The sequence below is a fragment of the Streptomyces sp. NPDC023481 genome, from assembly GCF_055560195.1.
The window spans coordinates 262,080-286,608 of the sequence record NZ_JBVHJE010000012.1 but is presented as its reverse complement, the minus strand read 5'-3'; the positions used below and the strand labels follow the sequence as shown (position 1 = coordinate 286,608).

General features: G+C 72.2%; 23 protein-coding genes and 1 rRNA gene. 18 read left to right on the top strand and 6 right to left on the bottom strand.

Going from position 1 to position 24,529, the window contains the following annotated elements:
• The 10 genes from rrf to ACZ3ZD_RS24040 all read left to right on the top strand — a co-directional run.
• Positions 1-93: ribosomal RNA gene (gene rrf / locus ACZ3ZD_RS24085) — 5S ribosomal RNA — on the top strand; the annotation flags it as partial.
• A gap of 60 nt (positions 94-153) precedes the next feature.
• The gene (locus ACZ3ZD_RS24080; protein ID WP_467400813.1) at positions 154-798 is read left to right on the top strand and encodes an HAD family hydrolase; all 645 of its coding nucleotides are present in this window, start codon (positions 154-156) and stop codon (positions 796-798) included.
• Positions 799-890: 92 nt separating this feature from the next.
• Positions 891-1,604, top strand: a complete 714-nt coding sequence (locus ACZ3ZD_RS24075) for a VC0807 family protein (protein WP_467400810.1) — start codon at positions 891-893, stop codon at positions 1,602-1,604.
• A gap of 65 nt (positions 1,605-1,669) precedes the next feature.
• Complete coding sequence (locus ACZ3ZD_RS24070) at positions 1,670-2,893, top strand: MFS transporter (protein WP_467400808.1); 1,224 nt, start codon at positions 1,670-1,672, stop codon at positions 2,891-2,893.
• Positions 2,844-4,016, top strand: coding sequence for an acetoin utilization protein AcuC (locus ACZ3ZD_RS24065; RefSeq protein ID WP_467400805.1), 1,173 nt, complete (start codon positions 2,844-2,846; stop codon positions 4,014-4,016). Before ACZ3ZD_RS24070 ends, ACZ3ZD_RS24065 begins: the two co-directional genes overlap by 50 nt.
• Positions 4,017-4,221: 205 nt before the next feature.
• The gene (locus ACZ3ZD_RS24060) at positions 4,222-5,037 is read left to right on the top strand and encodes a phosphatase (RefSeq protein ID WP_467400802.1); all 816 of its coding nucleotides are present in this window, start codon (positions 4,222-4,224) and stop codon (positions 5,035-5,037) included.
• Between the two features lie 129 nt (positions 5,038-5,166).
• Positions 5,167-5,379, top strand: a complete 213-nt coding sequence (locus tag ACZ3ZD_RS24055) for a helix-turn-helix domain-containing protein (protein WP_121791081.1) — start codon at positions 5,167-5,169, stop codon at positions 5,377-5,379.
• Between the two features lie 136 nt (positions 5,380-5,515).
• Entirely contained in the window at positions 5,516-5,614 is a 99-nt protein-coding gene (locus ACZ3ZD_RS24050; protein ID WP_003948845.1) for a 30S ribosomal protein bS22, read from the top strand.
• A 184-nt stretch (positions 5,615-5,798) separates the two neighbouring features.
• A complete protein-coding gene (locus tag ACZ3ZD_RS24045) occupies positions 5,799-6,860 on the top strand; it encodes an NAD-dependent epimerase/dehydratase family protein (protein ID WP_467400799.1) in 1,062 nt (353 codons plus the stop codon).
• A gap of 14 nt (positions 6,861-6,874) precedes the next feature.
• On the top strand, positions 6,875-7,957 hold the full coding sequence (locus tag ACZ3ZD_RS24040; protein WP_467400797.1) for a lysophospholipid acyltransferase family protein: 1,083 nt from the start codon (positions 6,875-6,877) through the stop codon (positions 7,955-7,957).
• Positions 7,958-8,031: 74 nt separating this feature from the next.
• On the opposite strand, the gene ACZ3ZD_RS24035 is transcribed toward ACZ3ZD_RS24040, so the two are convergent.
• From ACZ3ZD_RS24035 to ACZ3ZD_RS24025, 3 genes are all read right to left on the bottom strand, one after another.
• A complete protein-coding gene (locus ACZ3ZD_RS24035) occupies positions 8,032-9,264 on the bottom strand; it encodes a DUF5667 domain-containing protein (protein ID WP_467400794.1) in 1,233 nt (410 codons plus the stop codon).
• A 234-nt stretch (positions 9,265-9,498) separates the two neighbouring features.
• Positions 9,499-10,278 carry an ECF subfamily RNA polymerase sigma factor, BldN family gene (locus tag ACZ3ZD_RS24030; protein ID WP_467400793.1) on the bottom strand — a complete coding sequence of 260 codons (780 nt, stop codon included), beginning with the start codon at positions 10,276-10,278 and terminating at the stop codon, positions 9,499-9,501.
• A gap of 323 nt (positions 10,279-10,601) precedes the next feature.
• Positions 10,602-11,522, bottom strand: coding sequence for an HAD family hydrolase (locus ACZ3ZD_RS24025; protein WP_467400790.1), 921 nt, complete (start codon positions 11,520-11,522; stop codon positions 10,602-10,604).
• 126 nt (positions 11,523-11,648) lie between these two features.
• Here ACZ3ZD_RS24025 and ACZ3ZD_RS24020 point away from each other — a divergent pair, with 126 nt between their 5' ends.
• The 6 genes from ACZ3ZD_RS24020 to hemB all read left to right on the top strand — a co-directional run bounded on the left by ACZ3ZD_RS24020 (position 11,649) and on the right by hemB (position 18,506).
• Entirely contained in the window at positions 11,649-11,921 is a 273-nt protein-coding gene (locus ACZ3ZD_RS24020; RefSeq protein ID WP_467400788.1) for a glutaredoxin family protein, read from the top strand.
• A gap of 281 nt (positions 11,922-12,202) precedes the next feature.
• Positions 12,203-12,967 carry a redox-sensing transcriptional repressor Rex gene (locus tag ACZ3ZD_RS24015; RefSeq protein WP_467400786.1) on the top strand — a complete coding sequence of 255 codons (765 nt, stop codon included), beginning with the start codon at positions 12,203-12,205 and terminating at the stop codon, positions 12,965-12,967.
• Positions 12,964-14,646, top strand: coding sequence for a glutamyl-tRNA reductase (locus ACZ3ZD_RS24010; protein WP_467400783.1), 1,683 nt, complete (start codon positions 12,964-12,966; stop codon positions 14,644-14,646). Before ACZ3ZD_RS24015 ends, ACZ3ZD_RS24010 begins: the two co-directional genes overlap by 4 nt.
• A complete protein-coding gene (gene hemC / locus ACZ3ZD_RS24005; protein WP_467400781.1) occupies positions 14,643-15,638 on the top strand; it encodes a hydroxymethylbilane synthase in 996 nt (331 codons plus the stop codon). Before ACZ3ZD_RS24010 ends, hemC begins: the two co-directional genes overlap by 4 nt.
• A complete protein-coding gene (locus tag ACZ3ZD_RS24000; protein ID WP_467400780.1) occupies positions 15,635-17,347 on the top strand; it encodes a bifunctional uroporphyrinogen-III C-methyltransferase/uroporphyrinogen-III synthase in 1,713 nt (570 codons plus the stop codon). Before hemC ends, ACZ3ZD_RS24000 begins: the two co-directional genes overlap by 4 nt.
• Before the next feature lie 166 nt (positions 17,348-17,513).
• On the top strand, positions 17,514-18,506 hold the full coding sequence (hemB, locus tag ACZ3ZD_RS23995; protein ID WP_467400778.1) for a porphobilinogen synthase: 993 nt from the start codon (positions 17,514-17,516) through the stop codon (positions 18,504-18,506).
• Positions 18,507-18,518: 12 nt separating this feature from the next.
• Here the strand turns inward: hemB and ACZ3ZD_RS23990 are convergent, their stop codons facing one another.
• Positions 18,519-19,340, bottom strand: coding sequence for a DUF4253 domain-containing protein (locus ACZ3ZD_RS23990; protein WP_467400776.1), 822 nt, complete (start codon positions 19,338-19,340; stop codon positions 18,519-18,521).
• Between the two features lie 70 nt (positions 19,341-19,410).
• Complete coding sequence (locus tag ACZ3ZD_RS23985) at positions 19,411-19,800, bottom strand: VOC family protein (RefSeq protein WP_467400773.1); 390 nt, start codon at positions 19,798-19,800, stop codon at positions 19,411-19,413.
• 71 nt (positions 19,801-19,871) lie between these two features.
• On the opposite strand from ACZ3ZD_RS23985, the gene ACZ3ZD_RS23980 reads away from it, so the two are divergent.
• Positions 19,872-20,840, top strand: coding sequence for a helix-turn-helix transcriptional regulator (locus ACZ3ZD_RS23980; RefSeq protein WP_467400771.1), 969 nt, complete (start codon positions 19,872-19,874; stop codon positions 20,838-20,840).
• Between the two features lie 36 nt (positions 20,841-20,876).
• Here the strand turns inward: ACZ3ZD_RS23980 and argS are convergent, their stop codons facing one another.
• Entirely contained in the window at positions 20,877-22,640 is a 1,764-nt protein-coding gene (gene argS / locus ACZ3ZD_RS23975; protein WP_467400769.1) for an arginine--tRNA ligase, read from the bottom strand.
• A 128-nt stretch (positions 22,641-22,768) separates the two neighbouring features.
• Here argS and lysS point away from each other — a divergent pair, with 128 nt between their 5' ends.
• Entirely contained in the window at positions 22,769-24,511 is a 1,743-nt protein-coding gene (gene lysS / locus ACZ3ZD_RS23970) for a lysine--tRNA ligase (RefSeq protein ID WP_467400765.1), read from the top strand.
• Positions 24,512-24,529: the final 18 nt, after the last annotated feature.

Below are 24,529 nucleotides of genomic sequence, written 5' to 3'. Positions count from 1 at the left end.
ACGCCCGGTTACATTCCGAACCCGGAAGCTAAGCCTCACAGCGCCGATGGTACTGCAGGGGGGACCCTGTGGGAGAGTAGGACACCGCCGAACAAATTTTGAAGGAAACCCCCGCACTCCGGTGCGGGGGTTTTCTGCGTTTAGGGTGACTGCATGCGCTACGACCTCGTCATCTTCGACAACGACGGTGTCCTCGTGGACAGCGAGCCCATTTCCAACCGGCTCCTGGCCGCCTACCTCACCGAGTTGGGGCACCCCACCTCCTACGAGGACTCCGTCCGCGACTACATGGGATCGGCGATGCACCGGATCCACGACCTGGTGCTGGAACGGACCGGACAGCGGCTGCCCGCGGAGTTCGACGAGGTCTTCCACCGGCGGGTGTTCGCCGCGTTCGAGCGGGAGCTGCGGCCGGTGGCCGGCGTGGAGGCCGTACTGGGGAAGCTGGTCGCGGACGGGGTGCCGTACTGCGTGGCCTCCTCCGGGAGCCATGCGCGGATCCGGGTCGGGCACCGGACGACCGGGCTCGACCGGTGGTTCCCCGAGGAGCGGGTCTTCAGCTCGGAGGACGTGGGACGGGGCAAGCCGGCGCCGGATCTGTTCCTGCACGCCGCCGAGCGGATGGGAGCGGCCCCCGCGCGGTGCGTGGTCGTGGAGGACTCCCCGCTGGGCGTACAGGCGGCCCTGGCGGCCGGGATGGACGTCTACGGGTTCACCGCGATGACACCGGCGGCCAGGCTCGCGGGCGCCCACCAACTCTTCTCGGACCTGGGCGAGTTGCCTGACCTGCTGGTATGACCCCGGTCGTCGGGGCAGGCTGACAATTGTCATGCGGAGCACCGGACGTTCGTTTCTACTGCGGGACGCCGCCCGGAGGGGAAGCTGGGGGCATGACGAAGAAGACGGGGAACCAGGACCGGAAGCCGCGCGTGGCGGACAACTTCAAGCCGCTGCTCATCGACGTGGCGGTGCCGCTCGGCTCGTACTACCTCCTCAAGAACGCCTTCGGGATGAGCACCTTCGCGGCGCTCGCCTGGAGCAGCGTCGTCCCCGCGCTGCGGACGGTGTGGAGCCTGGTCAGGGAGCGCACGACGAACGCGCTGGCGGGGCTCATCCTCGTCGTCAACGTCGTCTCGCTGCTGCTGAGCTTCGTCTCGGGCGATCCGCGGCTGATGCTGGCCAAGGACAGCGTGATCAGCAGCACGGTCGCCATCGGAATCCTGGTCTCCGTCCGGCTCGGGAAGCCGATGATGACCGCCGGCATGAAGCCCTTCCTCGTCAAGGGCGACGCGGTCAAGGAGGCCGCCTGGCAGCGGCTGATGTCCGGGGCGGCAGCCGGGTCGGCCGACTTCCGGTCCAAGGAGCGGGCGTTCTCCGTGGTGTGGGGACTGGTCCTGCTGACCGAGTGCGCCGCGCGGGCCGTGGGTGCGTACACCCTTCCCGTGGACACCATGGTGTGGCTGGGCTCCGTCGTCCTGATCGTCGCGATGGCGATCGGATTCGTGGTCAGCGGTGGGCTGGCCGTCGGACCGATGGAGCGGATGCTCGCGGCCGAGGTGGAGACCGGCCGGGCGCCGCAGCCCGCACCGGCCCTCGCCGCCTGAGCTGAGCGGAATTCATCTTTGGCTGGATCTACCCACAGGTAGCCCGGGGCCCTACTCTCGCCGCCATGACTGATGTGCTGCGGCGCGGTAGGGCCTCGCTGGCGTTCGGCTTCTTCGCCCAGGGCGTCGCCTTCGCCCTGCTGGTGACGCGGATCCCGGCCATCCAGGACCGGTACGACATCTCCGACGCGCTGCTGCCGGCCGTCCTGGCCGCCGTGCCGGTCCTCGCCGGTGTGGGCAGCGTGACCACCGAGCAGTTGGTGAAGCGGATACGGCCCAGCAAGCTGCTGCGCTGGTCCCAGCCGGTGGTGCTGCTGGCGCTGCTCGGCGTCGGGGCGGCCGGGCACGGGCAGGTGGCCGGGCTCGCGGCGGCGCTCGGCGTGTTCGGGCTCGCGGTGGGGGCGCTGGACGCGTCCATGAACATGCTCGGGGTCAGCCTCCAGCGGTCGTACGGGCGCAGCATCATGCTCAGCTTCCACGCCGCCTACAGCCTGGGCGGGATCCTCGGGGCCTCGCTGGCGTGGGCCGGGGCGCACTGGCACCTGGCGCTGTGGGTGTCGTACCTGCCGGTGGTGGCCGTGCTGCTGCCGGCGACGCTGGTGGGCAGCCGGTGGTACGTCGACGGGGAGCCGGCGCCGGTGCCGGCTCCGGAGCGGGGCGGGGAGCGCGGGACCGTCGTGTTCAGGCTGCTGCTGCCGCTGTGCCTGGTGATGACCTTCGCCTACATCGGGGACTCGACGGTCTCCAACTGGAGCGCGAAGTACCTGAAGGACGTGCTGGGCAGCTCGGAGCAGCTGGCGACCGTGCCGTACAACGTGTACATGGTGACCACGCTGGTGGGGCGGTCGCTCGGGGACCTCGGGGTACGGCGGTTCGGGGCGGCGGCGGTCGTACGGCTCGGTGCGATGGTCGCGGCCGGAGGGTTCGCGGTGGTCGCCGTGGCGCCCGGCGCGTGGCTGGGGATGCTCGGGTTCACCCTGCTGGGGCTGGGTCTGTGTGTGCTGGTGCCGCAGACGTTCGCGGCGGCCGGGCGGCTGTTCCCGCACGCCTCGGACGCGGCGATCGCGCGGCTGAACATCTTCAACTACGTGGGTTTCCTGATCGGTTCGCCGTTGGTGGGGGCGCTCGGGGACGCCTGGAGCTACCGGGGGGCCATGCTCGTGCCGATGGTGTTGGTCCTGGTGACACTGGGGTACGCCAGGTCGTTCGCCGCTCAACCGGACCGATACGGTGGCGGGCATGAGCGGCCGCGCACAGCTGATGTGGGACGAGGGAGTAACGGGCTATGACTTCGGTCCGAGCCATCCGATGGATCCGGTCCGGCTGGAGCTGACCCGCCGGCTGGTCGGTGCCTTCGGGCTCGACCGGGAACTGGAGGTCGTCGCGGCGAAACCGGCCGGCGAGTCGACGCTGCGGCTGGTCCACCGGCAGGACTACATCGACGCCGTGAAGGCCGTGTCGGCGGATCCGGCGGGGGCGGACGGGTCGTACGGGCTCGGCACGGGCGACGATCCCGCGTTCGCCGGGATGCACGAGGTGTCCGCGCTGATCGCGGGCCAGTCGGTGGGCGCGGCCGAGGCGGTGTGGCGGGGGGACGCCGCGCACGCCGTGAACTTCGCGGGCGGGCTGCACCACGCGATGCCGGGCGGGGCCGCCGGGTTCTGCATCTACAACGACGCCTCGCTGGCGATCGCCCGGCTGCTGGAGCTGGGGGCCGAGCGGATCGCCTACGTGGACGTCGACGTGCATCACGGGGACGGGGTGCAGGCCGCGTTCTGGGAGGACCCGCGGGTGCTGACCATCTCGCTGCACGAGCACCCCCGGACGTTGTTCCCGCAGACCGGGTGGCCGGAGGAGACCGGGGCGGGCGCGGGGGAGGGGGCCGCGGTGAACGTGGCGCTGCCGGCCGGGACCGGGGACGCGGGGTGGGTACGGGCCTTCCACGCGGTGGTGCCTGAGCTGCTCGCGGAGTTCCGGCCGCAGGTCCTGGTCTCCCAGCACGGGGCCGACACGCACTTCGAGGACCCGCTCGCGCACCTCGCGGTGTCGCTGGACGCGCAGCGGGCGGTGCAGGTGGCGTGCCACGAGCTGGCGCACGAGTACGCGGACGGCCGGTGGGTCGCGCTGGGCGGGGGCGGCTACGCGGTGGTGGACGTCGTACCGCGGTCGTGGACGCATCTGGTGGGGATCGCGGCGGGCCGGCCGGTGGCGCCGGAGGCGGTGATCCCGGAGGGGTGGCGCCAGGACGTGTTCGCGCGGACCCGCCAGCCGGGGCCGCGGCGGATGACGGACGGGCGGTGGCCGGTGGAGTACGGCGCGTGGGAGGACGGCTACGACCCCGCCGACCGCGTGGACCAGGCCGTACTGGCGACCCGGCGTGCGGCGTTCCCCCTGCGCGGACTGCTTCCCTGAGGGAGTCGTACGGGCCGCGGGGCTCCTTCCCTGACGGGATCACCATCTGACGGGCCCTCCGGCCCAGGCGACCGCTCCCCTGAGAGGCCATCAGGGGCGCCCCCGCCGAGCGACCACCACGCCCCACCAGGCCCCATTAGGCCGACCGTGCGGAATTCCCCCGTTTCCGCCCCCACCCCGCCTCCCGTCGGCCACCATCGCATCCGTGTGGACCGCCACTCGTCTCCGTGCGCATCTGGTGGCCGCTCGGCTGGCCGGGGTCGTGGCCACCTCACGGGAGGACAGCCTGCGCAGTTACCGGCTGTTCGCCGCCCGGGACCCGCGGGCGCTCATCGGGCTCGACCCGGAAGGCGCCTGGCAGGTCCGGGACCTGCTCGGGCTGATGGCGCGGAGGTGCGGGGTTTCGGCCGATCCGCGGCACACCCGCGGACCGGACGTGATCGACCCGGACCTGACGCTCGCCGCGCTGGACGCCTTCGCGGGCCGGCTCCGGGAGGCGGCCCGGCGGGGCGCGCCCGTGCTGCTGGGCACCGGACACCCGCACCGGCTACTGGATTTCTACGCCGGTCTCGCGGACGCCCTGTCGACGGCGGGATGTGAGATCCTCACCCCCGCGCAGGGTCGCTGTGTCGACATATTGACCCGGTTCGGCCTACGCACCCATCGCCTCGACTACGTACGAGGGGTTGCCCTGGCGCGGGAACCGGCGAGCGGGCGCCCCGGTTGTGAGCCGGGCTCCCACACCCACTCGCCCCTCCCGGTTAGGGTCGCGCTGGAGGCCGCGGCCGAGGCCGGCGGGCCGCTGCCCGAGCTGGTCGTCGGCGACCACGGCTGGGTCTGCGGCGCAGGTCAGCTGGGGTTCGAGGCGATCGGTCTGGCCGACACCGACGATCCCGCGCTGTTCGTCGGGGAGGCCGAGGGGCGGGTGTCCGTCGTCGTTCCGGTTGATGACGCAGTGCGGTCTGCTCACTACACGCCACTGACCCGCTACGTACTCAATCGAGCCCGTCTGTCACGGTAGGCCGCCGATGGGTGCACCTCTTCCCCACTCGCATCACCCGCCCCTAGTCTGGGGAGTGAGCACGCAACGACGAAGAGTCACCGGAAGGGGAAGCCGGTGGCCGTCGAGTGCGGAAGGTTCAGGTGTGTCATGGCTGCAGCTGGCGAGAGGCCTCTGAACGAGGTTCAGTTCCTTACCGTGGCGGAAGTCGCCTCGGTGATGCGAGTGTCGAAGATGACCGTGTACCGCTTGGTGCACAGCGGTCATCTGCCCGCGATCCGGGTGGGACGGTCGTTCCGCGTCCCGGAGCAAGCGGTACACGAGTACCTCCGCGACAGCTATGTGGGGGTGGAGACGGCATGACGGCAACCCCCCGGTGACCTGGGGGTACCTCCTCGATTACGACCTCGGCGCTCGGTTGGGTAGGCTAGCCCCTCGTAGGTCGTGTGGGCCCATGGCGCCCAAACAACCGAGTGATGAGAAGTGAGCGAGGGTAGTCGTGGGCTCTGTTATCAAGAAGCGGCGCAAGCGGATGGCCAAGAAGAAGCACCGCAAGCTGCTCAAGCGCACGCGCGTTCAGCGCCGCAACAAGAAGTAAGCGGCGTCGCGAGAGCGTGGCCCTGTGGCCCCCCACCTCAGTGGTGGGGGGCCACAGGCATATACCGACGGGGGAAAACCGGCCGACGGGCGCCCCTGGGGTCATCCCGGCACAACGTCGACCGGCTAGGTTGGCCGCACACGGGAACGCGGGATACCGGTTACGCGGAAGGAAGGCGCTGATCTTGGGAAGGATCGTGCTCGTCACCGGAGTGGCCCGGCAGCTGGGCGGCCGGTTCGTACGGCGGATCCAGCGGGACCCGGAGGTCGACCATGTCATCGCGGTGGACGCCGTACCGCCGGCGCACCATCTGGGCGGCGCCGACTTCATCCAGGCCGACATCCGGCAGCCGACGATCGCCCGGGTGCTCGCCGAGACGGGCGCCGACACGGTCGTCCACATGGACGTGACGGGCACGGCACTGGGCGGCGGCAGCCGGGCCACGGTCAAGGAGACCAACGTCATCGGCACCATGCAGCTGCTCGGCGCCTGCCAGAAGTCGCCGGCCGTGCGCCGGCTGGTGGTGAAGTCCAGTACGAACGTCTACGGCTCGGCGCCGCGTGATCCGGCCGTGTCCACCGAGACGACCCCGCCCAAGTCGCTGCCCAGCGGCGGCTTCGCGAAGGACGCCGTCGAGGTGGAGGGCTACGTGCGCGGGTTCGCGCGGCGGCGGCCGGACGTCGCCGTGTGCGTGCTGCGGTTCGCCAACATCCTCGGGCCGGCCGCGGACACCCCGCTCGCCTCGTACTTCGCGCTGCCCGTGCTGCCGACCGTGTTCGGCTACGACCCGCGGCTGCAGTTCGTCCACGAGGACGACGTGATCGAGGTGCTGCGGATCGCCTCGCACGAGCCGCGCCGGGGCACCCTCAACAGCGGCACCTTCAACATCGCGGGGGACGGCGTACTGCTGCTCTCCCAGTGCTCCCGGCGGCTCGGGCGGCCCACCGTGCCGCTGCTGCTGCCCGCGGTCACCTGGACCGGCTCCCTGGTGCGTACTCTCGGTATGACGGACTTCTCGCCGGAGCAGATCCGGTTGCTCACCCACGGGCGGGTGGTGGACACCGCCCAGATGCGCGAGACGCTGGGCTTCACGCCCCGCTACACGACGGCCGAGGCCTTCGCGGACTTCGCGCGCGGTCAGACCCCCGGGCTGCTGCCCCCCGGGACCCTCGCGGGGGCCGTGGACCGGCTCGCCGCGCTGGCCGCGAGGGCGGGCGGCCACCCCCAGACGCACGGCGCCAACTGAGGAGAGCGGCAACGATGGCGGACGCCAAGGTCATTCCGTTCGACGACGACCGGAACCGCGGGAGCGCCGCACAGCGCCCGGCGCGGCGCCGGAGCGCGGGGAGTCGGCGCGGTGCGCTCGGGGAGCCGGGCGGGATCGGCGCCGTGCAGCCCCTGCCGGGCCGGGGGCGGGCGCAGGATGATGGGCCTGTGAGCCGCGAGGAGGAGCCGCCGGGGCCGTCGCAGCCTTCGGCGCCGTCGGACGCCGAGGGCGGGGACGGCGGCCTGGAGCGGCGGGTGGCGGCCGGGCTGGCCTTCCTGCGGCGCCGGCTCACCGGGGACTACGAGGTCGACGACTTCGGGTACGACGAGGAGCTGACCGACCAGGTCCTGATGTCGCTGCTGCGGCCGGTGTACGAGAAGTACTTCCGGGTCGAGGTGAAGGGCGTCGAGAACATCCCGGCGAAGGGCGGGGCACTGATCGTCGCCAACCACTCCGGGACGCTGCCGCTGGACGGCCTGATGATGCAGGTGGCGGTGCACGACCACCATCCGGCCGGCCGGCACCTGCGGTTGCTGGCGGCCGACCTGGTCTTCGTGCTGCCGGTGGTGAACGAGCTGGCCCGCAAGCTGGGGCACACGCTGGCCTGCGCCGAGGACGCGGAACGGCTGCTGGCCCAGGGCGAGCTGGTCGGAGTGATGCCGGAGGGCTTCAAGGGCATCGGGAAGCCCTTCAGCGAGCGGTACAAACTCCAGCGGTTCGGCCGGGGCGGCTTCGTCTCGACGGCGCTGCGGCAGGGCGCGCCGATCATTCCCTGCTCGATCGTCGGCGCGGAGGAGATCTACCCGATGATCGGCAACGCCAAGACGCTGGCGCGGGTGCTGGGCTTCCCGTACTTCCCGCTGACGCCGACCTTCCCGTGGCTCGGGCCGCTGGGGGCGATCCCGCTGCCCACCAAGTGGACGATCCAGTTCGGTGAGCCGATCCCGACGGACGGCTATCCGCCGGAGGCGGCGGAGGATCCGATGCTGATGTTCAACCTGACCGACCAGGTGCGGGAGCAGATCCAGCACACGCTGTACAAGCTCCTGGTGCAGCGGCGCTCGGTGTTCTTCTGACGTTTCGGGTGTCTACGGCACCGGGGGCGCCCCTGCTCGGAAAGGGGCGCCCCCGATGCCGTGCCCGTACCGCGTCAGCCCGCGTCCTGCCCGTCGATGCCCAGGCCCGGCAGCAGGTCCGGGAGGAGCGGCGGGATGGTGACGTCCGGCTGGCCCGTCGGGGTCTTGCCGGCGGACGGCGTGGTGCCCTCCGGTCCGGTCTTCGGCGGGTCGAGCAGGCCGCCCGTACCGCCGCCGAGGAGCCCGTCACCGCTGCTGCCGGTGGCCGCTCCGCTCGGTGTGCCCGCGCCGCTGTGCTTGCCGGCGGACGGGGTGTTGCCGGACGAGCTGGGCTCGGTGGACCGGTGGCCGCCGGCGGAACCGGTGGACGCCGGGCCGGAGCCGCCCGGGTGCTTGCCGCCGCCCGGCTGCGCGGGTGGCTGCGGGAGCATGGACTGCAGCGGGGCGACCTCCTGGTCTATGGCGTCGAAGACCGAGGACACCTGCTGTTTGACGTCGCCCAGTTGGACGGGCAGCTTGTCTCTGAGCGCGCTCCAGGCCTCGCGGTGGGATCTGGAGAACGCGGACAGCGCCTGGATGGGACCCAGGGAGTCCGGGTCGGCCTCGTAGGCCGCGTGGAGCAGCCGGTGGCCCTCGGTGACATCGTGTTGCATCCCCGCCAGGGTGCGGCGGATCTCACCGAGGGACTCGTGGTCCAGCTGGCCGCCCCGGCCGCGCTCCAGCAGCCGGCGTGCCTCGCTCAGCCGGGTGGAGGCCTGGTCGAGGTAGGTCTGGCCGCGCTGGTCGTCGCCGTCGGTCAGGTAGTTGAGCTTGAAGTCCTCGATGCCGCGCTTCAGGCCGTACAGCGAGTCGCCGGGCAGGGCGTCGGAACTGGCGGCGGCGACCCCGCCGAAGGCTCCGGCGGCCACGCCCACGCTCAGTCCGCCGGCCGCGAGGCCCTTGGTCAGTCTGGTGCGCGGGCGGAGTTTGCCCAGCGGGCTCGCCCGGTGCGCGCCCCTGGCCCGGTGGGACCGCTGTTCCGGTACCGACGCATCCGCCGCCCCGGTTCCCTCCTGGAGCATGGCTTCCATCGCGGCCACCAGTCGGGCCCGCTGGACGACCTTGACCTCCGGGTCGAGCTGCGGCTTGGGCAGTGCGCCGAGACCCTCCGCCAGGGCCAGCAGCGCGCCCTGTTCGGTGAGTTCCTCGGCCGGCGGGGACTCCGCCGGTGCTGCGGACTGCTCGGCCGCCGTGTCCCGGTCGGACTGCTCCTCCAGAGCCTGGGCGAAGGCGTTCGCCCGCCGGTGCGCCGATACGTTCGCGATCACTGGCGGCACCTCCTCTCGTCATGACGGTCGACTCCCCAGGGGGTCCTGAGGGTTGCACGCCCGCGACCACTTCACACGATCGAGCGATCAGGGTCGGCCAGGACGTGACCACAGGGAGCCTGTATCCCGCACAACGACTGGCGCGGCACTTGGGTTACGGACGGCGGATGAACGGATGGGAAAGGCAACGCGCCTTCACTGTAGGTCAGTTGGCCGTCACCCTGGGTGGGTGGTTCAGCGGGCGTCGTCCGGCAGCAGCCGGGCGAGGGTGCGTACGGCGCGGTACTGCAGGGTCTTGATGGCGCCCTCGTTCTTGCCCATGACGCGGGCGGTCTCCGCGACCGAGAGGCCCTGGAGGAAGCGGAGCGTCACGCACTCCTGCTGCTGCGGGTTGAGCCGCCGTACGGCCTCCAGCAGGGCGGCGTTCGACAGCGACTCCAGGACGGAGTCCTCCGGGGAGCGCTCGACCTCGTTGGCGTCGAGCATCTCGCCGGTGGTCACCTCCAGCCGGAAGCGGCTGGACTTGAAGTGGTCGGCAACCAGGTTCCGGGCGATCGTCACCAGCCAGGCCCCGAAGTCGCGGCCCTGCCAGGTGAAGGTGCCGATCCTTCTGAGCGCCCGCAGAAAGGTCTCGCTGGTGAGGTCCTCGGCGGTGGCCCGGCCTCCGACGCGGTAGTAGATGTAGCGGTACACCGTGTCGCTGTACTGGTCGTAGAGCCGCCCGAAGGCCTCGGCCTCCCCCGCCTGGGCGCGTTCGACCAGGTCCATCATCCGGGCGCTGTCGCTGTCGGCGGCCGGACGGCGGGCGGTGGCCGCGCCGGTGGCACGCCCTCGTCTGCCGACGGCGGCGCTGCCGTCGGCCAGTGCGTAGCACGGGCTCGCGGGCGCGGCGCCGGCGAAGGCCGGGACGGCGTACGCGGTGGGGACGAAGCCGCGCAGCGTCTCTTTGACCGTCGCGATCCTTGCGCGCAGCGTAGCCAGGCCCGAGGCGTCAACCCCGACGTGTGGGTACACGGGACTCCCAGAGGCAGAGCTTCCATCACGTGCAGTGCGGAACCTTTCACCCGTCGTAGCGACGGACAGGTACCGGTTTGCGTCTGAGGAGAATAACGCTTCGTGCAGGCACTGCTACACCGAGTTGCTCAAATCATCGATTGCGTCGCATCTCCAACCGTTTGGTGCCGGGTCAAGTTCCGTAAGTTGATCGGTTGTTGACCGGTATGGCGCCTGTTTCGGTGAATTACGGGGCGTGTTGAAATGGCCGCGGCATAATTCGTGCGCGCCGGCAGGGGTGGTGTGTCGCGAGGGAGCGGGGGAGCGGGACGCGGCCGCGCGGGTCAGCGGCGGCGCCGGCTCAGGGCGATGGCCGCCGCGGTGCCGCCGGCGACCGCGCCGACGCCGGCCGCGGCCGGGATGCCGACCTTCGCCGCCTTGCGGCCGGTGCGGTAGTCGCGCAGCCGCCAGTCCTTCTCGCGGGCGTGCCGACGCAGCTTGGCGTCCGGGTTGATGGCGTAGGGGTGGCCGACCAGGGACAGCATGGGGATGTCGTTGTGGCTGTCGCTGTAGGCCGCGCAGCGGGAGAGGTCCAGGCCCTCCGCCGCGGCCAGCGCGCGCACCGCCTCCGCCTTGGCCGGCCCGTGCAGCGGCTCGCCGACCAGCCGGCCGGTGTAGACGCCGTCGACGGACTCGGCGACCGTACCGAGCGCGCCGGTCAGGCCGAGCCGGCGGGAGATCACCTGGGCGATCTCGACCGGGGCCGCGGTGACCAGCCACACCTTCTGGCCGGCGTCCAGGTGGGCCTGGGCGAGGGCGCGGGTGCCGGGCCAGATGCGGTCGGCCATGTACTCGTCGTAGATCTCCTCGCCGATCGACTCCAGCTCGGCGACCCGGTGGCCCTTGACGATCGACAGCGCCGAGTCGCGGGCGTCCTGCATGTGCTCGGGGTCCTCGACGCCGGCCAGCCGGAACCACGCCTGCTGCCAGGCGAACCGGGCCAGGTCGCGGGTCTCGAAGAACTTCCGCTTGTACAGGCCCCGGCCGAAGTGGAACAGCGCGGCGCCCTGCATGACCGTGTTGTCGAGGTCGAAGAAGGCGGCGGCCCGGTCGTCGCCGAACACCGGGAACTCGGGTTCCTCCGGCGTGGCGCGCGGGGCCTCCTGCGAGGACTTGCGGGCGGCCTCCGCCGAGGCCTCGCCTGCCAACACGCTCCGCGCCGTGGCGGAGCGCCTACGGGGAGTGAGCCATCCGAGAGCGGCCATGACGTGAGCATAGCCAGTCTGTTCGGTGGTTCCGGCGCCGCCGGGTTGGCGCGGTGTGAACTCTGCTCGACGGCGTCGTGACAGAAGCGATCCGGAACGGACGCGCGGCGCGCGAGAATGGCCGGCATGACTCCCCTCTTCCGACGCAGGTCCGAGCCGCGCGCGCGGCTGGTCACGCTCGTCCGCAAGCCCGGCTGCCATCTGTGCGACGACGCGCAGGTGGTGGTCGAGAAGGTGTGCGCCGACCTCGGTGTGCCGTGGGAGCCGAAGGACATCACCGAGGACCGGGAGCTGTACGACCGCTACTGGGAGCAGATCCCGGTGGTGCTGATCGACGGCGAGCAGCACACGTTCTGGCGCGTGAACGAGGAGCGGCTGCAGCGGGCACTGACCGAGTAGTCCAAACCGGCCCGGAAAGTCGCTTAGGATCGACGGCGGTTTGGTCTCGGGGGCGGGATTCGTGAGGAGTGTGTGCGGTTTTGCCCCCAGTAACGAAGGAACGGCGGTGCGTATGCGCCGGTTCCCGCCATGGGCGCGAAAGGCGCGTGACCCCGGTCACTTCTGCCGGGCAAATCGGACACCATCTTTGTGCACGCGTTCACAAAGACATAGCCTGCTGTCGACGGGGCGGTCCGGGGACGTATGACCGCCTGCAGCCCCGCTCTACCCGCAGGAGCACCGTGGCAACTGGCCGAACACACCGACCGGCGACCCGTAGCCGAGGGATTCCCGAGGCCACCGTCGCCCGCCTTCCGCTGTACCTCCGCGCCCTGACCGCACTGTCGGAGCGCTCGGTCCCCACGGTCTCCTCCGAGGAGCTGGCCGCGGCCGCGGGGGTCAACTCCGCCAAGCTGCGCAAGGACTTCTCGTACCTGGGCTCCTACGGAACGCGCGGTGTCGGCTACGACGTGGAGTATCTCGTCTACCAGATCTCCCGCGAACTCGGCCTCACCCAGGACTGGCCCGTGGTCATCGTCGGTATCGGCAACCTCGGCGCCGCCCTGGCCAACTACGGCGGTTTCGCCTCCCGCGGCTTCCGGGTCGCCGCGCTGATCGACGCCGACCCGGCGATGGCGGGCAAACCCGTAGCCGGCATCCCCGTCCAGCACACCGACGAGCTCGAGAAGATCATCGAGGACAACGGCGTCTCGATCGGCGTGATCGCGACCCCCGCCGGCGCCGCCCAGCAGGTCTGCGACCGGCTCGTGGCCGCCGGGGTCACCTCCATCCTGAACTTCGCGCCGACCGTGCTGTCCGTCCCGGACGGCGTCGACGTGCGCAAGGTCGACCTCTCCATCGAACTGCAGATCCTCGCCTTCCACGAGCAGCGCAAGGCCGGCGAGGAGACCGCCGCGGGCGACGGCGCCCTGCCCGCAGCCGCCCCCCGCGGGGAGTCCGCCGACCAGGGACCCGACGGGGAAGTCCCCGCCGTGATGCCGGCATGAGCCTCCTCGTCGTCGGACTGAGCCACCGCAGCGCCCCGGTCAGCGTGCTGGAGCGGGCCGCGCTGAGCACGGACGCCCAGATCAAGCTCGTCCAGGACACGGTCGCCGCCGAACCCGCCACCGAGGCCGCGGTGCTCGCCACCTGCAACCGCATCGAGCTGTACGCCGACGTGGACAAGTTCCACGCCGGTGTCGCCGAGCTGTCCACGCTGCTCGCCCGGCACAGCGGCGTCGGCCTGGAAGAGCTGACCCCCTACCTGTACGTGCACTACGAGGACCGGGCCGTCCACCACCTGTTCTCGGTGGCCTGCGGCCTGGACTCGATGGTCGTCGGCGAGGGCCAGATCCTCGGCCAGATCAAGGACGCCCTGGCCCGCGCCCAGGACCTGCACACCGCCGGCAAGCTGCTGAACGACCTGTTCCAGCAGGCCCTCCGGGTCGGCAAGCGCGCCCACTCCGAGACCGGCATCGACCGCGCCGGCCAGTCCCTGGTCACCTTCGGCCTTCAGCAGCTGGCCGCGGGCGGCGACGTCCAGGACTGGGCGCGCGGCCGCACGGCCCTCGTCATCGGTGCCGGGTCGATGTCGTCCCTGGCCGCCGCGACCCTGGCGCGCGCCGGGGTCGCCGAGGTCGTCGTCGCCAACCGCACCTTCGACCGCGCCGAGCGGCTCGCCCGGATCCTCGCCGAGGACGAGGACACCGCGGTGAGCGCCCGCGCCGTGCGCATGGACGCCGTGGCCGGCGAGCTGACACGTGCCGACGTCGTCGTCTCCTGTACCGGGGCGACGGGACTGGTCCTCACCGCGGAGACGGTCGCGCAGGCGGTCGAGGGCCGCACCGGGCAGCCCGTCGCCGACACCGGCGCCACGGCCGTACGGCACCCGGCCCCGACGGCCCCCGCCGGCCTCGGCGCCGACGAGAACTGCCCGCTGGACCTGGCCGCCGCACAGCCCGGCTTCTCCGTCATGGGCGAGGCCGCCGTGGCCGGCATGGACGCGGCCACCCTGGAGCAGCACGCGGCCTGGGTGGACAAGGGCACCACGGTGGAGCGCCGGGAGCGCCGTACGCCCGAGGCGGACACCGAGCTGATCACCGCGCTCGCCGCGACCGTCGCCACCGTCGGCCGGATCCCCGAGCGGCGCAGGCCCGAGCCGGTCGCCGAGCGGCCCGCGCCCTTCTTCTTCCTGCTCGACCTGGCCATGCCCCGGGACATCGACGCGGCCGCGCACCGGCTCGCCGGGGTCCGCCTGGTGGACATCGAGTCGCTCGCGGAAGCCTCCGCCGACGCGCCGATGGCGGCCGACGTGGACCAGGTCCGGCGTATCGTCTCCGACGAGGTCGCGGCCTTCGGCGCGGCACAGCGGGCGGCGCACATCACGCCGACCGTGGTCGCGCTGCGCACCATGGCCGCCGACGTCGTCGCCGGCGAGATCGCCCGCCTCGACGGCCGCCTTCCCGACCTGGACGAACGCCAGCGCGGCGAGATCCGCCAGGCCGTGCACCGGGTCGTCGACAAGCTGCTGCACGCGCCGACCGTGCGGGTCAAGCAGCTCGCGGCCGAGCCCGGCGGCGCCGGGTACGCGGACGCGCTGCGGGCCCTGTTCGGCCTCGACCCCGAGACGGTGGCCGCCGTCTCCCGGGCCGGGGACAGCACACAGACGAAGGACCGACCGGCATGAGTGAGAAGGCTTTGAGGCTGGGGACCAGGCGCAGCAAGCTCGCCATGGCCCAGTCCGGGCAGGTGGCGCAGGCCGTCCGCCAGGTGACCGGGCGGCCCGTCGAACTGGTCGAGATCACCACGTACGGCGATGTCTCCCGGGAGGCGCTCGCGCAGATCGGCGGCACCGGGGTGTTCGTCACGGCGCTGCGCGAGGCGCTGCTCGGGGGCGAGGTGGACTTCGCGGTTCATTCGCTCAAGGACCTGCCGACCGCGCAGCCCGAGGAACTGGCCCTGGCCGCCGTACCGGTGCGCGAGGACCCCAGGGACGTGATCGTCGCGCGGGACGCGCTGAAGTTCACCGACCTGCCCCGCGGGGCGCGCATAGGCACCGGTGCGCCGCGCCGCATGGCGCAGCTCAACGCGTACGCCCGCGCCCACGGCCTGGACATCGAGACGGTCCCGATCCGGGGCAACGTCGACACCCGCATCGGGTACGTCCGTGACGGCGAGCTGGACGCGGTCGTCCTGGCCGCCGCCGGGCTCAACCGGATCGGCCGCATCGACGAGGTGACCGACTTCCTGTCGGTCGACACGGTTCTGCCCGCCCCCGGCCAGGGGGCCCTGGCGATCGAGTGCGCCGCGGGCAACGCGGAACTCGTCGCGGCGCTCGGCGAACTCGACGACCCGTTCACCCGGGCCGCCGTGACCGCCGAACGGTCACTGCTCGCCGCCCTGGAGGCCGGCTGCAGCGCCCCCGTAGGAGCGCTCGCCGACCTTCCCCCGCTCTCGGCTCCGCTGGAGCGGGGGGAGCCCCAGGCCGACGGGCAGTTTGTCAAGGAAATGCGCCTGCGCGGCGTCGTCGGCACCACCGACGGCACGCGCATGGTGCAGCTGTCCACCACCGGTCCCGTGCCCCAGACGCACGACCAGGCGTGGGCACTCGGTCGCGAACTCGCCACCGAGATGCTCGCCCAGGGCGCGGCCGGTCTGATGGGGGAGCGAGCACAGTGAGCCCCACCGCCCTTCCTGCCGCCGGTCCGGAACACGGGCACGTCACCTTCCTGGGTGCCGGACCCGGAGATCCGGGACTGCTGACTCTGCGCGCCGTGGAGGCGCTGTCGCACGCGGACGTCCTGGTCGCCGAGCACGAGGTGCTCGACGTGATCCGGACGCACGCCCGACAGGGCGTCTCCGTGGTGCCGACGGACGCGGACTCCTCGACGGTGTCCCCGCCGGGCACGGGCACGCCCCAGCTGACGGTCGTTGACGGCACGTCAACACCCGTCGCTGTCCCGGCTGCTGCTCGGGATGCCGCTCATCTTGTCATGGAGGCCGCGCGGGGCGGCAGGCGGGTCGTGCGTGCGGTGTCCGGGGACCCCGGACTCGACACGTACGCGGCCGAGGAGATGCTCGCCTGCGCCGCCGCCGGGGTGCCCTTCGAGGTCGTCCCCGGTGTCGCGGCCGCGGTCGGCGTGCCCGCGTACGCCGGTGTGCCGCTGCGGGGCGCCGAGGGCGCGGACGTCCGGTTCGTGGACGCCCGTACCGCCTCCGACCGCTGCTGGACGGAGGTGGGCGCGTCGGACGGCACGGTGGTCGTGTCGGCGACCCTGGACTCCGTGGCCGCCGCGGCGGGCGAACTGGTCACGGCGGGCCGCAAGCCCGACACCCCCCTCACGGTCACGGTCGCCGGTACGACGACCCGCCAGCGCACCTGGACGGCGACGCTCGGCACGATCGCGCAGACGCTGAAGCAGGCGAAGGTCCTGCCGTCGCCGGACGGCGGCCGGCCGGTGATAGCCGTGGTCGGCGAGCGCAGCGCCGCCGCCCGGCGCGACCAGCTGTCGTGGTTCGAGTCCAAGCCGCTGTTCGGCTGGAAGGTGCTCGTGCCGCGCACGAAGGAGCAGGCGGCCTCGCTCTCCGACCAGCTGCGGTCCTACGGCGCGGTGCCGCACGAGGTGCCCACCATCGCCGTCGAGCCCCCGCGGACGCCCCAGCAGATGGAGCGCGCGGTCAAGGGCCTGGTCACGGGCCGCTACGAGTGGATCGCGTTCACCTCCGTCAACGCGGTGAAGGCGGTCCGGGAGAAGTTCGAGGAGTACGGCCTCGACGCCCGCGCCTTCGCGGGCATCAAGGTGGCCGCGGTGGGCGAGCAGACGGCGAAGGCGCTGGTCGCCTTCGGCGTGAAGCCCGACCTCGTGCCCTCGGGCGAGCAGTCGGCGGCCGGCCTCCTGGAGGACTGGCCCCCCTACGACCCGGTCTTCGACCCGATCGACCGCGTCTTCCTGCCCCGCGCCGACATCGCCACCGAGACCCTGGTGGCCGGCCTGGTCGAGCTGGGCTGGGAGGTGGACGACGTCACCGCCTACCGCACGGTCCGCGCCTCGCCGCCGCCGGCGGACACCCGCGAGGCCATCAAGGGCGGCGGCTTCGACGCGGTCCTGTTCACCTCGTCCTCCACGGTCCGCAACCTCGTGGGCATCGCGGGCAAGCCGCACAACGTGACGGTGATCGCCTGCATCGGCCCGGCCACGGCGAAGACGGCCGAGGAACACGGTCTGCGGGTCGACGTCATGGCCCCGGAGCCGTCCGTGCACAAGCTCGCGGAGGCCCTGGCCGACTTCGGCATGAAGCGACGGGCCGCGGCCCTGGAGGCGGGCGACCCGGTGACCCGGCCGAGCGAGCGCCGGCCGGGGGCGCGCAGGCGCCGGTCCACGACGTGACCTCCGGCTGACGCCGTCTCCAGGGGTGCCCGGGCCACGGCCCGGGCACCCCTGCGCGCGTCGCCCGGGGCCCGTGCCCGCGTCGCCGCCGTGACCGCCGCCGCCGTCGCTGGGGCCGACTCCGCGTCGGCAAAGGCACCGCTTGGGCGGGCGTAGCGTAGGGGGCATGACGAAGTACGGATCGTTTCCCGGTACGCGTCCTCGACGGTTGCGCACCACCCCCGTCATGCGCCGTATGGTCGCCGAGACCCGGCTGCACCCCGCCGACTTCATCCTTCCGGCGTTCGTCCGGGAGGGTGTCGCCGAGCCGGTGCCGATCGGGGCGATGCCCGGGGTCGTGCAGCACAGCCGGGACAGCCTGAAGAAGGCCGCGCTGGAGGCGGTGGAGGCGGGCGTCTCCGGGATCATGCTGTTCGGCGTGCCGGAGGACGGCAAGAAGGACCCCCAGGGCACGGCCGGCACCGACCCGGACGGCATCCTCCAGGTGGCCCTGCGGGACGTCCGGGCCGAGGTCGGCGACGACCTGCTCGTCATGTCCGACCTGTGCCTGGACGAGTTCACCGACCACGGGCACTGCGGAGTGCTGGACGCCGAGGGCCGTGTCGACAACGACGCCACCCTCGAGCGGTACGCGGAGATGGCCCAGGTGCAGGCCGACGCCGGCGCCCATGTCGTCGGCCCGAGCGGGATGATGGACGGCCAGATCGGCGTGATCCGCGACGCGCTCGACCAGATCGGCCGCGAGGACGTCGCGATCCTCGCCTACACCGTCAAGTACTCCTCCGCGTTCTTCGGCCCCTTCCGCGAGGCCGTCGCCTCCTCCCTGCGGGGCGACCGCAAGACGTACCAGCAGGACCCGGCCAACTGGCGCGAGTCCCTGCGGGAACTGGAGCTGGACCTGGCCGAGGGCGCCGACATGGTCATGGTCAAGCCGGCCGGCCCCTACCTCGACATCCTCGCCCGGGTCGCGGACGCGGTCGACGTGCCCGTCGCCGCCTACCAGATCTCCGGCGAGTACGCGATGGTCGAGGCCGCCGCCGAGAAGGGCTGGATCGACCGGGACCAGGCGATCTTCGAGACCCTCACCGGCATCAAGCGGGCCGGCGCGCAGAACATCCTCACCTACTGGGCCACCGAGGCGGCCCAGAAGCTGCGCTGACGGCAGGCGCCGTCAGTCCCACCAGAAGGTCCAGGCGGGCGCGCCGACCAACTCCTTCGCGTACGCGGGAAGGGTGTCCTGCGCCCCCTGGAGCACGTTGTCCGGGCAGAGCGCGAAGTGCTCCGCCGCCACCGCCTCGGCCTCCTCCCGGGTGGCCGGCGGGGCGGCGACGGACACGACGAGGGTGTCCGGGCCGAGCGCCACCACCCGGGCCCCGAACCGGTCCTCCCAGGACCGCAGCACCGCGCAGATCCGGGCCACGTCCGCCTCGTAGTTGACGGCACCGCTCCAGCCGATCGCCGCCGGTATGTCGGCGGACCGCCGGGCCGGGACGAGGGCGAGATGCGCCTCCTGAACGCCCCGGCCGGGATCGGCGGCCAGCATGTCGGCGATCTGCGCGGCCCGGGTGTCCGGGTCGGCGGACAGCGCGGCGGGGGCGGGCGCGAGCCCGGGCCATCCGGCCCCGAACGGCTCGATCTCCTCAGTGAGTTCGCCGTCCTCCGTCTCCTCCTCCCAGTACTCCGCGAGCACGTCCGCGCCGTCGTGATCGCCCGGGTACGACGACTCACCCGGCCGCAGCCCCCAGTCGTCCAGGCTGCCCGGGCCGCCGCCGGTGTCCACGAGGACCGGCAGCAGACCGACCCGCGCGCCCGGCGCCCCCAGCGCCCGCCAGGAGCCCGGCGCGGCCGGCTTCTGCGCGTACCACAACAAAGGCTCGGGCCAGGGGCCGTCGTCCGCCCTGTCGACGAGCGTGCCGGGCGGCAGTTGAAGACCGAGCGAACGCCCACTGGGATCGGTGGCCAGCCTGGGTAGCGGATTGGGAAGAGTCGCCATACCGCCGACTGTACGGCTCGGCACTGACAACGCCCTTGGCGCCGACCGCCGTTGCCGTGCGGCCGGGCGGTCAGACCAGCGTGGTGATGCAGAACGGGTGGCCCGCCGGGTCCAGCAGGACCCGCCAGCGGTCCGGCTGCGGCTGCGCATCCGGTTTCGTCGCGCCCAGCCCCAGCAGGTGGGCCTCGGCCGCGTCCAGGTCGTCCACACCCACCTCGATGTGGGCCTGCTTCTCCTGGGCCGGGTCCGGCCAGGTGGGGCGGCGGTAGTCGGCCAGGCGGTTGAAGCCCAGGCCCGGCGCGCCGTCCCCGCCGCCGAGGAAGACGAACTCCTCGGAGGTGTAGGTGACGGGGAGGCCGAACATCTCGGCGTAGAAACGGGACAGCCCGACCGGGTCGGCGCAGTCGAAGGTGATGCCGGCGTAGCGGAAGACGGGTGCGGAAGCGGTGTCTGTGCTCATGGGGACGACCGTAGACCCCGACCCGGACACCTACGGTCCTGGTTATGCGGGCCGTGTGGAAACATTCCCCCGTGCCGAGTGCCTCCGCCCGTCTGCTGCGCCTGCTCGCGCTGCTCGCCGCCCGGCCCTCGTGGACCTGTGCCGAGCTGGCCGGCCGGATGGGCGTCACCGACCGCACCGTGCGGCGCGACATCGCCAAGCTGCGGGACCTCGGCTACACCGTCGACTCCGAGGCCGGGCCCTGGGGCGGCTACCGGCTCCGGGCCGGCGTACGCGTGCCGCCGCTGATCCTGGACGACGAGGAGGCGCTGGCCGTGGCCGTGGGACTGCGCGAGGCCGCGCTCGGCGGAGCCCTCGGCGGGGACCAGGCCGCCCTGTCCGCCCTGCTGAAACTGCGGCAGGTGCTGCCGCCCCGGATCGCCGAACGGCTGGGGGAGTGGGACGACGCCCTGGTACGGCTGCCCTGGCCCGACGCGCCCCGGCTCCGGCCCGGCGTGCTGCTGGAACTGGCCGCCGCCTGCCGGCACGGCGAACGCGCCCGGCTGTCGTACCGCGACGGGCAGGGCCGCAGCACGGTCCGGGACGTCGACCCCTACCGGCTCGTGCACACCGGACGGCGCTGGTACTTCGTCGCCCGGGACGTGGAGCGCGGCTGGCGCACCTTCCGCGCCGACCGCGTCGAACGGCTCCAGTCCACCGGCCGACCGGTGGAGATCACCGACCCGCCCGACCCCGCGCGGCTCGTCTCCCGCAACACCGCCAACGGCCCCTACCCGCTGTCGGCCACCATCCGGCTGCCGCTGCCCCTCGCGGACGCGCTGCGGATCGTGCCCGCCACCGTCGGCACCCACCGCGCCGACGGCCCGGACGCCACCGTCGTGGACATCGGCGGCCCCGACGCCGACGGCCTCGCCCGCTACCTGCTCGGCCTGGCCACGCCCCTGCGCGTCCTCGGCCCGGACGCGGTGCGGGAGGCCTTCGTGCGCCGTGCCCGGGAACTCCTGGCCGCGCAGACGGCCGACGGCCCGCCCCTCACGTGAGGGGCGGGCCGTCGGTGCCGTCGCCGGCGTGTCCGGTCAGAGCTTCTCGGGCGTCCTGATGCCCAGCAGGGCCATCCCCCGGTGCAGGGTGCGGGCCGTGACGTCGCACAGGAACAGGCGGTTCTCCACCTGGGCGGGCGAATCGGCCTTCAGGACCGGGCACTTGTCGTAGAAGGACGTGTACAGGGACGCCAGCTGGTACAGGTACGCGGCCAGCTTGTGCGGGGCGTACTCCGCCGCCGTCTCCAGGACCGTCTCCGCGAAGGAGTCCAGGTGCAGGCCGAGGGCGCGCTCGGCGTCGGTCAGGGGCAGCTCCGGGTGGGCCGCCGGGGCGACCTCGCCGGCCTTGCGGAGGATGGACCGGATACGGGCGTAGGCGTACTGGAGGTAGACGGACGTGTCGCCGTTCAGCGAGACCATCTGGTCCAGGTCGAACTTGTAGTCCCGGTTCGCCGACGTCGACAGGTCCGCGTACTTCACCGCGCCGATGCCCACCTGGGCGCCCCGCTCGGCGATCTCGTCCTCGGACAGGTCCTGCGCCTTCTCCCGGACCACGGCCGACGCGCGGTCGATCGCCTCGTCCAGCAGGTCGACCAGGCGGACCGTCTCGCCCTCACGGGTCTTGAACGGCTTGCCGTCCTTGCCGAGGACCGTGCCGAATGCCAGCTGCACCGCCGTCACGTCGTCGTTCAGCCAGCCGGCCCGGCGGGCGGTCTCGAAGACCATCCGGAAGTGCAGGGCCTGCCGGGCGTCCACCACGTACAGCAGGGTGTTCGCCTTGAGGTGGAAGACGCGGTCGCGGATCGCGGACAGGTCGGTGGCCGCGTAGCCGTAACCGCCGTCGGACTTCTGCACGATCAGCGGGACCGGGTTGCCGTCCGGGCCCTTGATGTCGTCGAAGAACACGCACAGGGCGCCCTCGGAGCGGACCGCGACGCCCGACTCCTCCAGCAGGCGGCAGGTCTCGGCCAGCATGTCGTTGTAACCGGACTCGCCGACGATGTCCGCGTCCCGGATCTCCATGTCCAGCTTCTCGAAGACGGAGAAGAAGTAGATCTTCGACTCGTCCACGAACTTCTGCCACATGGCGAGCGTGTGCTCGTCCCCGGCCTGGAGGTCGACCACCCGGCGGCGGGCCCGCGTCTTGAACTCGTCGTCGGAGTCGAAGAGCGCCCGCGCGGCCTTGTAGAGGCGGTCGAGGTTGGACATCACCTCCTCGCCGGTGACCTGGGCGGCCTTGTGGTCCAGCTCGTGCGGGTGCTCGTCCAGGTACTGGATGAGCATGCCGAACTGGGTGCCCCAGTCGCCGATGTGGTGACGCCGGACCACGGTCTCGCCGGTGAACTCCAGGAGCTGGACCACCGCGTCGCCGATCACCGCCGACCGCAGGTGCCCGACGTGCATCTCCTTCGCCACGTTCGGCTGTGCGTAGTCGATCACCGTGGTGCCGGGCTGCTCGGCGTGCGGCACGCCCAGCCGGCCCGTCTCGTCCGCGTACCGCGCGGCCAGGTTCCCGGTGATCGCCTTGTCCGCGATCGTGATGTTGAGGAAGCCGGGGCCGGACACCTCGACGTCCTGGATCACGTCACCGGCCACCACCCGGGAGACGACCTGGGCCGCCAGTTCCCGCGGGTTCGCCTTCGCCTTCTTGGCCAGGGCCAGGATGCCGTTGGCCTGGAAGTCGGCCCGGTCGCTTCGTCGCAGCAGCGGGTCCGCGCCGGCGGCCTCCGGCAGGGTGGCCGAGAGGGCGGACGCGAGGTGCTGCTGGACGTTGTCGCTGAGGGACGTGACCGAGGCCATAGGAAGGGGTGCCGTTCTCCTCGTGGGGATGGATAGACCCGGCCAGTATCCCACGGGGGGTAAAGCCGTTTTCCCGGCCGCGATCGCGTCTGTGAGAATGGAGTGTCACCCCGTTCAGAAAGAAGGACGTGCCGATCGTGGCTCAGAGCACCGAGACCACCGACTGGGTCTCCCGTTTCGCGGATGAGGTCATCGAGGAGTCGGAGCGCCGGGCCCCGGGCAAACCGGTCGTCGTCGCGTCCGGACTGTCCCCCTCCGGGCCGATCCACCTCGGGAACCTCCGCGAGGTCATGACCCCGCACCTCGTCGCCGACGAGATCCGCCGCCGCGGCCGCCAGGTCCGGCACCTGATCTCCTGGGACGACTACGACCGGTACCGCAAGGTCCCGGCCGGTGTCGCCGGTGTCGACGAGAGCTGGGCCGAGCACATCGGCAAGCCGCTGACCTCCGTCCCGGCCCCGCAGGGATCGCCCCACCCGAACTGGGCCGAGCACTTCAAGGCCGCGATGGTCGAGTCCCTCGCCCAGCTCGGCGTCGAGTTCGACGGGATCAGCCAGACCGAGCAGTACACCTCCGGCGCCTACCGCGAGCAGATCCTGCACGCCATGAGGCACCGCGGTGACATCGACGCCGTCCTCGACCAGTACCGGACGAAGAAGGCGCCCGCCAAGAAGCAGCAGCAGAAGGCGGTCGACGCGGCCGAGCTGGAGGCCGAGGAGGGCTCCGGCGCCGCCGCCGAGGACGACGGAAGCTCCGGCTCCGCCGGGTACTTCCCGTACAAGCCGTACTGCGGCGGCTGCGGCAAGGACCTGACGACCGTCACCTCCTACGACGACGACACCACCGAGCTGTCGTACACCTGCACCGCCTGCGGCTTCGCCGAGACGGTCCGGCTGAGCGAGTTCAACCGCGGCAAGCTGGTCTGGAAGGTCGACTGGCCGATGCGCTGGGCCTACGAGGGCGTGATCTTCGAGCCCAGCGGTGTCGACCACTCGTCCCCCGGGTCGAGCTTCCAGGTCGGCGGCCAGATCGTCGGGATCTTCGGCGGCGAGCAGCCCATCGGCCCGATGTACGCGTTCGTCGGCATCTCCGGCATGGCCAAGATGTCGTCCTCGCGGGGCGGGGTCCCCACTCCGGGCGACGCGCTGAAGATCATGGAGCCGCAGCTGCTGCGCTGGCTGTACGCCCGCCGCAGGCCCAACCAGTCCTTCAAGATCGCCTTCGACCAGGAGATCCAGCGGCTCTACGACGAGTGGGACAAGCTGGCCGCCAAGGTCGCCGAGGGCTCCGCCCTGCCCGGTGACGTGGCCGCGTACAGCCGCGCCGTCGGCACCGCCGCCGGCGAGCTGCCGGCGACGCCGCGCCCGCTGCCGTACCGCACGCTGGCCTCCGTCGCCGACATCACGGCCGGACACGAGGACCAGGCCCTGCGGATCCTCTCCGAACTCGACCCCGAGCAGCCCCTGGCCGCCCTGGACGAGGTCCGGCCGCGCTACGACCGGGCCGAGGCCTGGATCAACACGCACGTCCCCGCCGACCAGCGGACCATCGTGCGCGACGAACCCGACGTCGACCTGCTCAAGTCCCTCGACGAGGCCTCCCAGCAGTCCGTACGGCTGCTCCTCGACGGACTCGCCGACCACTGGTCGCTCGACGGACTCACCCACCTCGTCTACGGCGTCCCCAAGGTGCAGGCCGGCTTCGCCGCCGACGCCACGCCGAAGGAACTCCCGGCCGAGATCAAGACGGCCCAGCGGACGTTCTTCGCCCTGCTGTACCACCTGCTCGTCGGCCGCGACACCGGCCCCCGCCTGCCCACCCTGCTCCTCGCGGTCGGCCAGGAGCGGGTACGGCACCTGCTCGGCGCGTAACCGGCACCGCGGACAGAC